Source organism: Pseudomonas sp. TE31087 (assembly GCF_057284075.1).
Map to the genome: position 1 here is coordinate 157,335 of NZ_JBXVNN010000001.1, position 13,990 is coordinate 171,324.

The 13,990-nt window shown below is 66.2% G+C and carries 12 protein-coding genes; 4 read left to right on the forward strand and 8 right to left on the reverse strand.

All coding sequences use genetic code 11. The features are described from left to right. Positions 1 to 178: 178 nt before the first annotated feature. The 6 genes from ACZ899_RS00700 to ACZ899_RS00725 form a co-directional block, all read right to left on the reverse strand. A complete protein-coding gene (locus ACZ899_RS00700) occupies positions 179 to 616 on the reverse strand; it encodes a PaaI family thioesterase (RefSeq protein WP_028692820.1) in 438 nt (145 codons plus the stop codon). Between the two features lie 11 nt (positions 617 to 627). Continuing rightward, a complete protein-coding gene (locus ACZ899_RS00705; RefSeq protein ID WP_234560305.1) occupies positions 628 to 1,704 on the reverse strand; it encodes an acyl-CoA dehydrogenase family protein in 1,077 nt (358 codons plus the stop codon). A 10-nt stretch (positions 1,705 to 1,714) separates the two neighbouring features. Further along, positions 1,715 to 2,839, reverse strand: coding sequence for an FAD-dependent oxidoreductase (locus tag ACZ899_RS00710; protein WP_046856510.1), 1,125 nt, complete (start codon positions 2,837 to 2,839; stop codon positions 1,715 to 1,717). Then, positions 2,836 to 4,779 carry an asparagine synthase (glutamine-hydrolyzing) gene (asnB, locus tag ACZ899_RS00715; RefSeq protein WP_234560304.1) on the reverse strand — a complete coding sequence of 648 codons (1,944 nt, stop codon included), beginning with the start codon at positions 4,777 to 4,779 and terminating at the stop codon, positions 2,836 to 2,838. The genes ACZ899_RS00710 and asnB overlap by 4 nt, the downstream gene beginning before the upstream one ends. A gap of 80 nt (positions 4,780 to 4,859) precedes the next feature. Next, positions 4,860 to 5,642 (reverse strand): enoyl-CoA hydratase-related protein, encoded by a 783-nt coding sequence (locus ACZ899_RS00720; RefSeq protein WP_110739294.1) that lies wholly within the window; start codon positions 5,640 to 5,642, stop codon positions 4,860 to 4,862. A gap of 5 nt (positions 5,643 to 5,647) precedes the next feature. Further along, the gene (locus ACZ899_RS00725; protein WP_062360730.1) at positions 5,648 to 6,835 is read right to left on the reverse strand and encodes a hydroxymethylglutaryl-CoA synthase; all 1,188 of its coding nucleotides are present in this window, start codon (positions 6,833 to 6,835) and stop codon (positions 5,648 to 5,650) included. Positions 6,836 to 6,929: 94 nt separating this feature from the next. Here ACZ899_RS00725 and ACZ899_RS00730 point away from each other — a divergent pair, with 94 nt between their 5' ends. The 4 genes from ACZ899_RS00730 to ACZ899_RS00745 all read left to right on the forward strand — a co-directional run bounded on the left by ACZ899_RS00730 (position 6,930) and on the right by ACZ899_RS00745 (position 9,422). Further along, on the forward strand, positions 6,930 to 7,304 hold the full coding sequence (locus ACZ899_RS00730; protein WP_234560303.1) for a hypothetical protein: 375 nt from the start codon (positions 6,930 to 6,932) through the stop codon (positions 7,302 to 7,304). 114 nt (positions 7,305 to 7,418) lie between these two features. Continuing rightward, a complete protein-coding gene (locus ACZ899_RS00735) occupies positions 7,419 to 8,321 on the forward strand; it encodes a LysR family transcriptional regulator (RefSeq protein WP_186715378.1) in 903 nt (300 codons plus the stop codon). Between the two features lie 622 nt (positions 8,322 to 8,943). Beyond that, a complete protein-coding gene (locus ACZ899_RS00740; RefSeq protein WP_234560302.1) occupies positions 8,944 to 9,183 on the forward strand; it encodes a hypothetical protein in 240 nt (79 codons plus the stop codon). Next, positions 9,180 to 9,422: a DUF3077 domain-containing protein gene (locus ACZ899_RS00745; protein WP_023630611.1), complete on the forward strand. Its 243-nt coding sequence runs from the start codon at positions 9,180 to 9,182 to the stop codon at positions 9,420 to 9,422. The genes ACZ899_RS00740 and ACZ899_RS00745 overlap by 4 nt, the downstream gene beginning before the upstream one ends. A gap of 40 nt (positions 9,423 to 9,462) precedes the next feature. On the opposite strand, the gene ACZ899_RS00750 is transcribed toward ACZ899_RS00745, so the two are convergent. After that, a complete protein-coding gene (locus tag ACZ899_RS00750; protein ID WP_050706616.1) occupies positions 9,463 to 10,830 on the reverse strand; it encodes a TolC family outer membrane protein in 1,368 nt (455 codons plus the stop codon). A 78-nt stretch (positions 10,831 to 10,908) separates the two neighbouring features. Further along, on the reverse strand, positions 10,909 to 13,986 hold the full coding sequence (locus tag ACZ899_RS00755; RefSeq protein ID WP_234560301.1) for a MexW/MexI family multidrug efflux RND transporter permease subunit: 3,078 nt from the start codon (positions 13,984 to 13,986) through the stop codon (positions 10,909 to 10,911). Positions 13,987 to 13,990 lie beyond the last annotated feature (4 nt).

Sequence of the window (13,990 nt, forward strand, 5' to 3'; positions counted from 1 at the left end):
ACAGCCAGTCTTGAGCAATCGGGCGGGAGTGAAAAGCGCAGATAATCAGGGTATTACCCTTAAGGTTGTCATGTATCGCCAGGGGCTCTGTGCTGAAACGATCGCGGGGCAAGTCCGCCCCCACATATCACGTGGGAGCGGGCTTGCCCCGCGAAGAAGGTGATGGGTGATTACGCCGTCACCACTCCCGCTTGAGCCTGAACTTGCTCAGCTGCGCGCTGGCGATGCGCGTCTGGCTGCCGTCGGCGTTGACCCGCCAGGCCTCGGCCTGGGTGAACATCAGGTTGCGTCCATCACGGATCACCTTGGCGTGGAACAGCACCTCGGTGTCCCGCGGTGTGGCCGATAGCAGCAGGGTGTTGAAACTGTTGGTCAGGGCGTACTCGTCAGGCCCCAGCAAGGGCAGGGTGGCGAGCATGCTGGTGACGTCGAGCATCGAGTAGATCACCCCGCCGTGCAGGGTCTGGCTGAGGTTGTCGATGGCATCGGTGACGGTCAGCCGGCAGGTGCACTGGCCGGGGGACTGTTCCAGCATTTCCAGCCCGCAGTAGCGCTGGTAGGCGTGTTCGAGCAGCGCGCGCGAGTGCGCGGCGGCGTGGTCGCTGATGGTGCTCATGGTGTGATCCTTCACAGGTGCCGGGCAATGATTTCCAGCATGATTTCGTGGGTGCCGCCGCCGATGGCCAGCAGGCGGGCGTCGCGGTGGATGCGTTCGACCAGCGAGGGCTCGACGCAGCCGTGGGCGCCATGCAGTTGCACGGCATCGCGGGCCAGGGTTTCCAAAGTCTGTACGGCGCTGTTCTTGGCGATGGCCACCTGGTGCGCGTCCAGGGTGCCTTCGGCCTGGCGGGCCACGCAGGTGTCGACGAACTGGCGGCTGACCGTCAGCTGCGCGTAGTGCTCGGCCAGGCGCTGGCGGATCACCGATTTGTCGAACAGTGCCTTGCCGCCGACCTGGCGGCTCTTGCACCAGTCGATGGCGGCCTGCAGGGTCATGTCGGCGCTGGTGATGGCCATCACCGCCAGGTTCAGCCGCTCCTGCTGCAGGCTGGCCTGCAGCAGACGGCCGACACCGCCCTTGCCGGTCAGGCGCAGCGCTGGCACGTCCACAAGCTCCAGGTCGGCCAGCGGCAGGCAGCGCCAGCCCAGGGCCTGGCGCGGGGTGTGGCGGATGCCGGCGGCGGAACCCTCGACCAGGAACAGCGCCAGGCCGTCCTCGCAGTGGCCGACCATCAGCAGCCAGTCGGCACGGGTGGCGTTGCAGATGAACGCCTTGTGCCCGTTCAGCCGGTAGCCGTCGGCCAGACGCGTGGCCCGGCACTCCAGGGCGCGCAGGTCGGAACCGGCCTGGCGCTCGGTGATCGCCAGGGCGATGCTCTGGCGGCCGTCGAGCACTGCCGGCACCAGGTCGTGGACGATCGGGTGGCCGGTGGCTTGCACCGCCTTGAGGCTGACGAAGTGCGAGCCCAGGCCCATGGTGATGCCCTGGGCGCCGCTGCGGGTCAGTTCCTCGATCAGCACCGCCACGGCCCGCGGGTCGTCCGGCAACTGGCGGTGGTCGTGGCCCAGGCCGAGCAGGCCGGCGGCGCCGGCCTCGCGGTTGAGCGTGGCCGGGTAGGCGCCGAGCTGCTCCCAGGCCGCCACGTTCGGCGTGATGCGCTCGCTGACGAAGGCCTGCAGGCGCTGGCGGTATGCGTCACTCATGGCGATCTCCTCAGAACACCGTGGTCAGGGCCAGGTCGTGGAAACGCTCGACGATCGGCCGGATCCGCGAGGAGGTCATGGCGCTGTCCTCCTCGAAGTAGTACAGGTCGGTCATGTCGCGCATCACTTCCAGCATCACCCGCGAACGCTCGGCGGCGCGGATTTCGTAGCGCTGCAGGGCGCTGTCGAGGCGCTCGTCGCAGCAGCCGACCAGGGCCTGGGCGAGCATGAAGGCGTTCTCCAGGCCCAGGGTCAGGCCGTAGCCGAGGGTCGGCAGCATGGCGTGGATGCTGTCGCCGAGCATCACCACGCGGCCGTTCTGCCAACAACCGGCGCCGGTCAGCGCCATCATCTTGTGGGTGAGGATCTGCTCGTGCTCGGTGGCTTCCATCATCCGCACCACGTCCGGCGGCAGGTCGGCAAACAGCTGTACCAGGCCGTCACGGTCGAGCAGCGGCTGGTTGCGGTGCTGGTAGGCGGCGAACCAGTAGCGGTACGGGCGGTCGGCGGCCAGCGGGTAGGTGACCACCCGCGAGAACTCCGAGGCGAAGATCTGGCAACGGTCGGGCAGCAGCAGCGGCGAGTCGAACTCGACCATGCCGCGGCTGGCCACCAGGCCCGTGTCGTAGGGCGTCAGGCCCGGCTCCAGGCACTGGCGCACGGTGGAGCCGACGCCGTCGCTGCCGATCACCAGGTCGAAGTCTTCCTGTTCGCCGTTGCTGAAGGTGACCCGCGCCTGCTCGCCGACCTTCTCCACCTTCTCGCAACCCATCTGGTAGCGGATCTGCCCGGGGGCCAGGCGTTCGCGCAGCAGGCCGAACAGCTCGGGACGCGGGAACATCACCGCCGGCGCCGGGATCCCCAGGCCGTCCGGGCGCACCGGCTGGCTGTGGATCAGGCGACCGTCGCGGCCATGGGTGTCGAGGAACTCGATGGCCTTGCCGCGGCCGATGAAGCCGGTGTCGTTGAACAGGAAGCGCAGCACCTGCACGCCCTGGGGCCAGACGTAGATGCCGGTGCCCGAGTCGCGCGGGCCATGGGCCCGCTCGTACACCGTGGCCTCGAGGCCGAAGCGCTTGAGAATCAGGGCGCAGGCCAGACCATTGAGGCCGGCGCCGATGATCGCGATCTTCATGCGGCCACCTCGCTCAAGGTGTTCCAGCTCTGGCCGCTCATGCGGTAGCGGCGCTGCAGCAGGCACAGGCTGGTCAGCTCCATCAGCATCGGGTCGAGCAGGCCCTGTTCCTGGGCGCTGAGGGTCGGCAACTGCTTGAGCAGGGTGCGTACCTTGGCCGCGTCGAAGAACGGCAGCGCGTCCAGATCACGGCTGTGCAGGGTGTCCTGCACCAGCTGCCACAGGCGGCCTTGCTGCTGCAGGGTGGCCGGCGGGGCGCGGAAATAGTGCTTCTTGCGCTCGTACAGGGCCTTGGGCAGGTAAGGGCGCATGGCTTCGCGGAACACGAACTTCTCGGTGGCGCCGCGCACCTTCATCCACACCGGCAGCTGGCAGGCCAGTTCGACCACGTGGTGGTCGAGCAGCGGCACGCGGCCTTCGATGCTGTTGGCCATCTCCATGCGGTCGCCCAGGGTGGTGAGGACGAAGTTCGGCAGGTACGACTTGGCCCACAGGTACATGGAGTTGTGCACCGGGTCGCGGTCGGCGAGCTTGCCGTGGTCGAGGCGGTCGAAGAACTGGCGGTACGGGTCGACACCGCTGAAGTGATCGCGGAAGTCGCCGCGGTACAGGCTCTCCAGGGCCTTGAACCAGCCGGCCTGGTTGTCCAGCCACGACACGCCGTGCTTGAGCTGCTCGACCATCCAGTGGATGTCGTGGGGCATGTGCGCGTTGGTGTAGCCCTGCTCGTTGGCCTGGATGCGCTGGCGCAGCAGGTCGATGACTTTCGGGTCTTGTTGTTCGTTGTTGTACAGCAGCATGTCGCGGCGGAAGTGCGGGTAGCCGGCGAACACTTCGTCGGCGCCTTCGCCGGTCAGCACCACTTTCAGGCCGGCCTTGCGCACTTCCTTGCTGAGGATGTACTTGGCCACGCCGTGGGCGTTGAAGAATGGCGTCTCGTTGTGCCACACCGCCTGCTCGAAGTTGTCCGCCAGGTCGTCCTGGGTGATCTCGATGGTGTGGAAGCGCGCGCCATTGTGCTCGGCGGCCATGCGCGCGAAACGGTTCTCGTCGTAGTCGTCCATGTCGGTGAACGACAGGTTGAAGGCGTCCAGCGGCTCGCCCTTGAGGGCGGTGGCCATGCCCAGCATCGCCGAGGAGTCGATGCCGCCGCTCAGGTAAACGCCCATCGGCACGTCGGCGCGCAGGCGCAGGCGCACCGCTTCCTCGATGGCGGCGCGCACGGATTCGATCATGCCGGCCTCGTCGCTCGGCGCCGGGGTGTCGCGGCGGGCGAATTCCATGTCCCAGTAGCGGCCGCTGTGCAGGCCGCCGTGGTCGACCATCACCCAGCAGCCCGGCTGCACGCTGCGCACGCCTTCGAACAGGGTGTGGTCGCGCAGGTAGAAGGCGCGGCTGGCGTAGGCGTTCTCGTCCCAGGTCGGGTTGACGCCGGCGGCCAGCAGGGCCTTGATCTCGGAGGCGAAGTACCAGTTGCCTTCATGCTGGGTGTAGAACAGCGGCTTGATGCCCAGGCGGTCGCGTACCGCCAGCATCAGGCGACGACGGCGGTCGAACAGGACCATGGCGAACTCGCCGCGCAGCTCCTTGAGCCCGGCCATGCCGGAGCGGCGGTACAGGTGCAGGGCGATCTCGCTGTCCGAGGCGGTCTTGAAGATCGCGCCTTCGGCCTGCAGTTCGGTACGGATGCGTTCGTGGTCGTAGAACTCGCCGTTGACGATCACCGCCAGGTCGCCTTCATCGGCGACGATCGGCTGCATGCCGTTGTCCAGGCCGATGATGCTCAGGCGGGTGTGGCCGAGCACGGCGCGCTCGCCCGGGTCACGCCACAGGCTGTGCTCGTCGGGGCCGCGGTGATTGATGGCGGCCAGGGCGTCGAGGATCGACTGGTCGCTGATGCTGTTGCGTTTGGACTGGTAGACACCGATGAAACCACACATGGCAAAATCCTTTTCTCATAGGTCGGGCGTCGTCGGCGACGCCGGAACGGCGCGGGCTTCGTGGTCCGCGCACCCAGGGTTCATTGCGCCCAGTCGGGGCGGCTGCGTTCGAAGAAGGCGGCAAGACCGTGCTGGCCCTCGCTGGAGGTGCGCAGGCGGGCGATCAGCTGCAGGTTGCAACCCTGCTCGTCGAGCAGGTGGTCGCGGCCTGCCAGGCGCGCCAGCATCTGCTTGATCTCGCGACTGGCCTGGGGGCCGGTCTGCAGCAGGGTGGCCAGCCAGCGGTCGCGGGCCTGCTCCAGCTCGGCGGCGGGCACCAGGCGGTGGACCAGCTGCAGGCGCAGCGCATCCTCGGTGCCGAACACCTCGGCCGAGAGCATGTAGCGCCGTGCCTGGCGCACGCCCATGGCGCGCACCACGTAGGGGCTGATCAAGGCCGGGGCCAGGCCCAGGCGCGCCTCGCTGAAGCAGAAGCGCGCATCCTCGGCGGCCAGCACGTGGTCGGCGCAGCACAGCAGGCCCAGGGCCCCGCCGAACACCGCGCCGCGGGCCAGCATCAACACCGGCACCGGGAAGTCGTCCAGGCGCTGCAGGACGTTGGCCAGCAGGCTGGCGTCCTCCAGGTTGCGCGCATGGTCGAAGTCGCGGCTGCGGCGCATCCACTCCAGGTCCGCCCCGGTGCACAGGTGCTCGCCGGCGCCGTCGAGCACCAGGGCGCGCAGCCCCGGGTGCTCGGCGAGGGCCTGCAGCTGCTCGTGCAAGGCCCCGAGCAGGGCCTCGTCGAGGGCGTTGCCGGCATGCGGACGGTTCAGGGTCAGGCAGGCGACCGCGGGTTGCGGCCAGCTCAGCAGCACGTCGCTCATGGTCGTCAGCTCGCCATCTTCAGGGACAGGGCGGTGCTCTCGTACTGACGGCGATAGCCCTCGCAACCGCCGTAGCGGAACGCGCCGCCGGTGACGTACGGCGTGCTGTAGTCGGCCACGGCCGGGTGGTTGTCGCCATAGAACCAGCTGCTGTACTGCTCATGGCCCAGGCGGGTGCGGCTGGCCAGCATGCGCGCATGCGCCTTGCGCCGCGAATGGGCCTGGTAGCCCGGCACCACGGTGGCGCTGAAGAACTCGCCGACGCTGCCCGAACCGTAGCTGAACAGGCCGATGTTGCGGCCGGTCAGGTCCTCGTCGCTGTTGTCCAGCAGCGACAGCAGGGCGATGTACAGCGAGGCGGTGTAGCAGTTGCCGATGGCCTTGCCGTACAGCTGGCTGGTGGAATAGGCCTTCTCGCCCAGGGCCTTGGCTGCTTCAGGCTCGATCGCCTCGAACACCGAGAAGGCTTTCTTCGCCATCTTGGTGAACGGCTGGTGGAAGCACAGGAAGCTCATGTCTTCCAGGCCCAGGCCGCCGTCGGCGCGGTAGCTCTGCCAGGCGTTGCGCAGCGACTCCAGGTAGACCTCGATCGACAGCTTGCCGTCGACCAGCGCGGTGCTGCGCAGGTTCGGCCGCCAGAAGTCCGAGACGTCCAGACTGTAGCGGCCCTGGTGCGGGTGCAGCTCCAGCAGGCGCGGGTTCTCGGCCACGATCATGGCCACGGCGCCGGCGCCCTGGGTGCATTCGCCCTCGGAGTTCTGCTCGTAGCGGGCGATGTCGGTGGCGATCACCAGCACCTTCTCGTGAGGGCGCTGGGCGACCAGTGCGCGGGCCATCTGCAAGCCGGCGGTGGCGCCGTAGCAGGCCTGCTTGAACTCCACCACGCGGCAGTCGGCGCGCAGGCCGAGCAGGCTGTGGACGAACAGGCCGGCGGCCTTGGACTGGTCGATGCCGCTCTCGGTGGCGAGGATCACCGTGGCGATCGAGGCGCGGGTGGCGTCATCGAGCAGTGGCAGGGCAGCGTTGGCCGCCAGGGTCACGATGTCTTCGTCCGGTGCCGGCACGGCCATGAACTCCTGGCCGATGCCGACCAGGTATTTCTGCGGATCGATACCATGCCGTTCGGCAAGTTCTTCCAGTGCGAAAAAGTGTTGCGGTACAGACAGCCCAATATCATCAATGCCGATTTTCATGTGTATGCCCAATTATTTTTCACTGTTGAAAAAATCCCAAAATACACAACCGGTCTTGTTGTTCCGGTGCCAGGCCCTGCTGGCCATTTAATTATTGCGGCTGAAGCTTTTGGCAAAAAAAGCGAATAATTCCGATGGGATTGATGACGCCAGTTCATGGTTTTTTGAGGGTGGAAAGTTCGGCGTTTATTTATCGCGCGCAGGCGTGCGCCCCGTGATTCCACGAGGCTTGCGCAAAGGGGTGATGAGCGAATTGTCTAACAATAGGGCAATTAAAATTTTCAATGGTTTTAATATGAAAATTTTATGGCGGTGTTGTCGCCGTATTGACCTGTTGTTTCGGCTATATATTTATGCCGTATCGCTTGTGCATATCTGCATGATCGGGACTTCCTTGTCCATTATTCATCCATTAGTGCCGGGCACCGTGAGGGAGGTTGTTGTCGCACGAACCGCGCCGGGCGAATAGTGACAAAAAGTGCGTGCATCGCGGCATGGTCTTCATGTGTCGTACGCAGCTGTGGTACAACGCCGCAGGACAAAGGATTCGTCGCCCGGCTTTCGGGTACACAAGGAGGTAGTGGTGTTTTCCAAGATCAGTCTCGATCAGTGGCGCGCGTTCGTCTGCACGGTCGAGTGCGGCGGTTTCCAGCAGGCCGGCGAGCACATGTACAAGTCGCAGTCGGCCATCAGCCACTCGGTCAACCGCATGGAAATGCTCCTGGGCCAGGAGCTGTTCATCATCGAAGGCCGCAAGGCCGTGCTCACCTCCCTGGGTAAGGCCCTGCTGCCCCAGGCCAAGCACCTGCTGGGGGCGGCGCAGAAGCTCGAGCACCTGGCCAACCAGTACCAGCCCGGGCTGTTCACCGAGCAGGCGCTGGCGGTGGATGTGCTGTTCCCCATCGAATTGCTGCAGCAGGCGTTGCAGGAGTTTGCCCTGGAGTACAAGGATCACCGTATCCGCCTGTACGAAACGGCGTTGTCCGGGGCCCGCGAGCTGCTCGAAGACGGCAAGGTCGAGCTGGGTATCGCCAGCAGCCTGCCTTCCGGCTACCTGCAGGAGTTCCTGCTCAATGTCTCGCTGGTCTGCGTGGTGGGGGCCAGCCACCCGCTGAGCGAGGCGCAGGGGGAGTTGAGCCTGGACGACATGAAGAACCACCGGCAGGTGGTGATCCGCGATTCCGGCACGCGCAATTCGCAGAACAGTGGCTGGCTGGGGACCTCGCAGCGCTGGACGGTGAGCAGCCTGGCGGCGGCCGAGAGCTTCGTCGAACGGGGGATGGGCTTTGCCTGGTTGCCGGAGCATCGGGTGCAGCAGGGGTTGGCGCAAGGGCGGCTGGTGCGGGTCAACCTGCAGCATCAGCGTGAGCGGGAGGTGCCGATGTACATGGGTTATCCCGAGGAGTACCGGCACAGTCCCGAGGTGCGGTTGCTGGCGCAGATATTGCGGGAGCGGTGTCGGGAGTATCGGCCGGTTGTTGCTTGATGGATCGTTGGAGCTGGTTTCGAGGGATGTAGGCGCATTCATTTGTGATGTCGACGCTTAGTCACCTTTCCGCCCTTACGGCGGGTCCCTTTTTGAAGCATCAAAAAGGAACCAAAAAATGCTCGCTCCATTCATCCGGCCCTCCGCTTCGCTCCGGGTCCCCTCACTCCGGCCTCCTGAAGTCGCGAAGTTACGGGCGGCGCCTGGGCTGGTGCAGCTATCGCTAGTTGCTGTTTGGTGAACTCTTGATCGCCATCGCGGGGTTGCTCGCAATCCGGGTCTTGCCCGGCCATGCTTGCTCATTTTCCAGGTAAGACATTTCCGAACCTGAAACCAAATGCTTCATCCAGCAAAGCTTGGGAACTATCCTACGCGCTTGCCGGAAGCTGCTGCGTTGTCGGGGAAATACCCCACGGATAACTTCACGGGGTCGCCACATCAGGTGACCGGGTGTGAGAACCCGACTTGCACTGCCAAGGCTATTGCTTCATGGCAGCCCTGCGCGGGCAGACTTCGGTCTGGCCGGCTTCAGTGCACCGGTTTCTCACCCCGCGTACGGCTGCCACCTTTGTCCGTGAGAAAGATCGAGATGGCCGCTCCTGTCCCGCACTGGAGTTTCATCATGAAAAAGATCGTCCCAGACCCACCCCGTCTAGCCCCCTTCATCGCTATCCGCCCGACCCTCACTCGCGAAGAAGCCATGACCGCCGCCGTCGAAGTGGCCACGGCCATTTCCGATGTCCTCGATATCTACTTCAAGACCGAACCTGGCGAAGTCCAGGACCGTCTGTTCACTGCCAGCGACTACCTTGGCCAGCTTGCCTGTGCCTTGCTCGAATACAAGCCGGAGGTGCGGCCATGACCAACGCACGTACCGCAGGCCGGACCCGTTGCATGGACCTGTTCAAGGTCGAGCCGGGCATTCCCTTCGCGGATGCCTTCAGCGAGTTGTCGGTGCTGCTTGGCTGCATTCGCCACCTCACCTGCGAGGCCGAGATGGAAGGCGACCTGATGGCGGGCAGCGCAGCGCGCATGTTGAGCGCCATGGCCAAGGCGTTGATTGATGATATGGAGTTGGGGATGAATAACAGGACTCGATAAAGCGTTGGGGCCGCTGCGCGGCCCCGACGATTCCAATGCTTCACCCGCGCAGATCACTCGGCAGGAAATCCCGCTCCGGCTCGTAATCCAGCTTCAGATACCCCGCCAGCTCGCGCAGGTCATCCGGGCTCAGGCTGCCAGCCTGTTGCTTGAGCCGCAGGCTGTCGACGATGTACGCATAGCGCGAGACGTTGTAGTCACGCACCGCGTTGTACAGGTCGCGCTGCGCATCGAGGATATCGACGATGTTGCGGCTGCCCACCTCATACCCCGCCTCGGTGGCCCGCAACGAGCCCTGGCTGGAGATGATGCTCTGGCGTCGCGCCCGCACCTGCTCGACATCGCTGACCACCGCGCGGAAGGCGTTGCGCGAACCTTCCAGCACCTCGCGCTCGAGGCTGGTGCGACCGTACTCGGTGCGCGCCAGCTCATGGGTGGCCTGGCGCACCCGCGCGCTGGTGCCGCCGCCGCTGAACAGCGGCAGCTTCATCTGCACCATCACCGAGCTGTCGCGCTGGTTGCCGGGGCGCTGGCCGAAGTGCGCGCTGGAGTCCATCAGGTCGCTGTCGCCCTCGGTGTAGCCCATGGCCAGGTTGAAGGTCGGCAGGTGATCGGCCTTGCTGCTGCGCAGGGTCTGGCCGGCCTGGCTGACGGCGGCCTGGCTGGCGCGCAGGCGCAGGTTCTGCGCCATGGCCTGCTCGACCCAGGCGTCGGCGCGCTCGGGCACCGGCGCCTGCACCGGCAGGCTGTGGCGGATCCCGGCCAATGCCGGTTGCGCCTGGCCGGTCAGGCGCATCAGCGCCTGGTAGGCGTCTTCGCTGCGGCGCTGGCTGTCGATCAGGTTGGCGCTGGCGCGGTCGAAGCTGGCCTGGGCCGAGAGCATGTCGTTCTGATCCGACAGGCCGGCGTCGTAGCTCAGCCGGGTCTGCTGCAACTGGCGGTCGAAGGCGCGCAGCTCGGCCTTGGCGGTGGCCAGGTTGTCCTCGGCCAGCAGGGTGTCGAAGTAGCTGCTGGCGGTGTCGAGGATCAGCTGTTGCTGGAACGCCGAGAAGTCCAGTTCGGCCTGTTCGTTCTCGGACTGCGCGGCCTTGAAGTCGAACCAGCGGCTGAGGTCGAACAACGGCTGGTCGAGGCTCAGGCGGTACAGGCTGCCGCTGCGCTGCTCGACCTGGCGGCGGTCGCTGCGCACGTCGCCGGCCTCGGCATCCAGGGCCACCTGCGGCAGCAGGCGGGCGCGGGCCAGGGGCACGGCCTCGCGGCGGGCCAGGTAGTTCTCGCGGGCGGCGGCCATGTCGCTGTTGTGCTCGACCACCTGGGCGTACACCGACATCAGCGTCGCACGCTCGGCGGCAACGGCCTGGGCCAGGGGCGCCAGGAGCAGCAGGGGCAGAAGGGTCTTACGTAGCATGTCGTTTCTCTTAATTCGGGCCGGCCGCTCCCAGGGGCAGCCGATCACGGCTGCCACAGGGGAGGGCGGGCGAAGGGGTCAGGCCGGCTGGGTGTAGGCGGCCAGTTCCTGCAGGCGTGGGTCTTCGCTGGCACGGTGGTCCTTGGCCAGCAGCGAGTACACGGTGGGCAGGATGAACAGGGTGAACAGCGTGCCGACCAGCATGCCGATGACGATCACCAGGCCCAGGCTGAAGCGGCTGTGGGCACCGGCGCCGCTGGCCAGCAGCAGCGGGACCAGGCCCACCACCATGGCCGCGGTGGTCATCAGGATCGGCCGCAGGCGAATCTGCGCGGCGCGTTCGATGGCCGTGCGGCGGTCGAGCTGGTCGGCCTGCTGCAGTTCGTTGGCGAACTCGACCATGAGGATGCCGTGCTTGCTGATCAGGCCGACCAGGGTCACCAGGCCGATCTGCGTGTAGATGTTCACCGTGGCGTAGCCCAGGTACAGCGGGATCAGCGCGCCGCACACCGACATCGGCACGCTGACCAGGATCACCAGCGGGTCGCGCAGGCTTTCGAACTGCGCCGCCAGCACCAGGTAGATGACCAGGATGGCGAAGATGAACGTCACCACCAGGGCACTGCCTTCCTGGACGAACTGGCGGGCATCGGACAGCCAGTCATGGCTGAAGCCGGTGGGCAGGGCATTGGCTTGGGCGGCGAGGAACTGCACCGCGTCGCCGATGCTCACGCCCGGCGCCGGCACCGCTTGCAGGGTGGCGGAGTTGAGCTGGTTGAACTGGGTCAGCTTGTTGGGCTCGATCGACATGTCGAAGCTGACCAGGGTCGACAGCGGCACCTGGGCGCCGTTGGCGGCCTTGACGTACTGGCCGACCAGCATCTCCGCCGACAGGCGCTGGGCTCGCGCCACCTGCGGGATCACATCGTAGGAACGGCCGTCGAGGGCGAAGCGGTTGACGTAGTTCTCGCCCACCAGCACCGCCAGGGCGTCGCCGATGGCCTGCATGCTGATGCCCAGGTCGTTGGCCTTGCTGCGGTCGATGTTGATGTTGACCAGCGGGCTGTTGAAGTCCAGGTCGGAGTCGACCACGGCGAACAGGCCGCTGGCCATGGCCGCCTGCTTGATCTTGTCCATGGCGTCGAACACCACGCGGTGGTCCTGGGAGCTCTGGATCACCATCTGCACCGGCAGGCCGCCGGTGGAGCCGGGCAGCGGTGGCAGCTGGAAGGCGAAGATGGCCACGCCCTCGATCTCGCCGACGGCTTTCTGGATCTCGGCCTGCAGCTGGTCGGCGCTGCGCTGGCGTTTTTCCCAGGTGCTCAGGTTGGCGCCGCCGAACGCGGTGCGTGGGCCGTCGTTGCCGTTGACCACCCAGGTGATGTCGGTTTCCGGGAAGGTGGCGAACAGGCGGTCCATGCGGTGCGCGTACATCTCGGTGTAGTCGATGTTGGCGTACTGAGGGGCCTTGGCCACTGCCAGCACCTGGGCCTGGTCCTCGACCGGCGCCAGTTCGCGCTGGGCGCCGAGGTAGAAGATCGGCAGGCTGACGAACACCGCCGCGGCAATCGCCAGGGTCAGCCAGCGGTGGTGCAGGGACACGTCCAGCACACGCCCGTAACCCTTGCCCAGCCACTGGAAGAAGCGCTCGGCGCCACGGGCCATCGGCCCTTCGCTGGCCTGGCGGTTGAGCAGGAAGGCGCTCATCACCGGCGACAGGGTCAGCGCCACCACGCCGGACACCACCACGGCGCCGGCGAGGGTGAAGGCGAACTCCTTGAACAGCGCGCCGGTGAGCCCGCCCATCAGGCCGATGGGTGCGTACACCGCGGCCAGGGTCAGGGTCATGGCGATCACTGGGCCGGCGATCTCGCGGGCGCCGACCAGCGCCGCCTGCAAGGGAGACTTGCCTTCCTCGATATGGCGGTGGACGTTCTCCACCACGACGATGGCGTCGTCCACCACCAGGCCGATGGCCAGGACCATCGACAGCAAGGTCAGCAGGTTGATGCTGAAACCGAACAGACTCATGATCGCCGCCGCGCCGATCAGCGACAGCGGGATGGTCACCAGCGGGATCAGCACGCTGCGCAGCGAGCCGAGGAACAGGAAGATCACCACGGCGACGATCACCACGGCCTCGACCAGGGTCTTGACCACCTCGTCGATGGACGCCTGGATGAAGCGCGCCACTTCGAACACGATGTTGGCGGTCATGCCCGGCGGCATGGTCTCGCGGATCTGCGGCATCATCTCCTGCACCGCGCCGACGATGGTCAGCGGGTTGCCGGCGGGGGTGGCGTGCAGGCCGATGAACACCGCCGGCTCGCCGTCCATGATGCCGCTGGTGTCGTAGGAGGTGGCGCCGAGCTCGGCGGTGCCGATGTCGCTCAGGCGGATCAGCGTGTCGCCGTCGCGGCGCACCACCATCTGGCGGAACTGGTCGACGCTGGTCAGGTCGGTGTTGATGTTGATGTTGGCCGAGACGTACTGGCCCTTGGTCTGCCCGGGGGCGGCCTGGAAGTTGTTCTGGCGTATGGCCTCGGCCACGTCGCTGGCCGACAGGTTGCGCGCGGCCATGCGCGCCGGGTCCAGCCACAGGCGCATGGCCAGTTTCTGGCCGCCGAGGATCTGCGCCTCGGCCACGCCATCGATGGCCGCCACGCGTGGCTGCACCACCCGCGAGATGTAGTCGGTGATCGCCGGCAGGCCGATGTCCTTGCTCGAGAAGCCGATGTAGATCACCGCCGTGCCTTCACCGGAGGACTTGGCCACCACCGAGTCGTAGGCGCCTTCGGGCAGGCGGTACTTGACCTGGTTGACGGCGGCCATGATCTCGGTGAGGGCCTTGTTGGAGTCGGCGTTGAGCTTCAGGCGCACGCTGATGACGCTCTTGCCCTGGGTCGAGGTCGAGCTCAGGTAGTCGACACCGTCGACCGAGGCCACGGCTTGCGAGATGGGTTGGGTGACGAAGCCCTGCATCAGCTGCGAGCGGGCGCCGGGGTATTCGGTGGTGATGGTGATGGTCGCGCTTTCCAGCTGCGGGTACTGGCGGATCGGCAGGTTCAGCAGCGCCAGCAGGCCAAGCATGACGATCATCGCGCAGACCACCAGGGTCAGTACCGGGCGGCGGATGAACAGGTCGGTGAATTTCATGGTG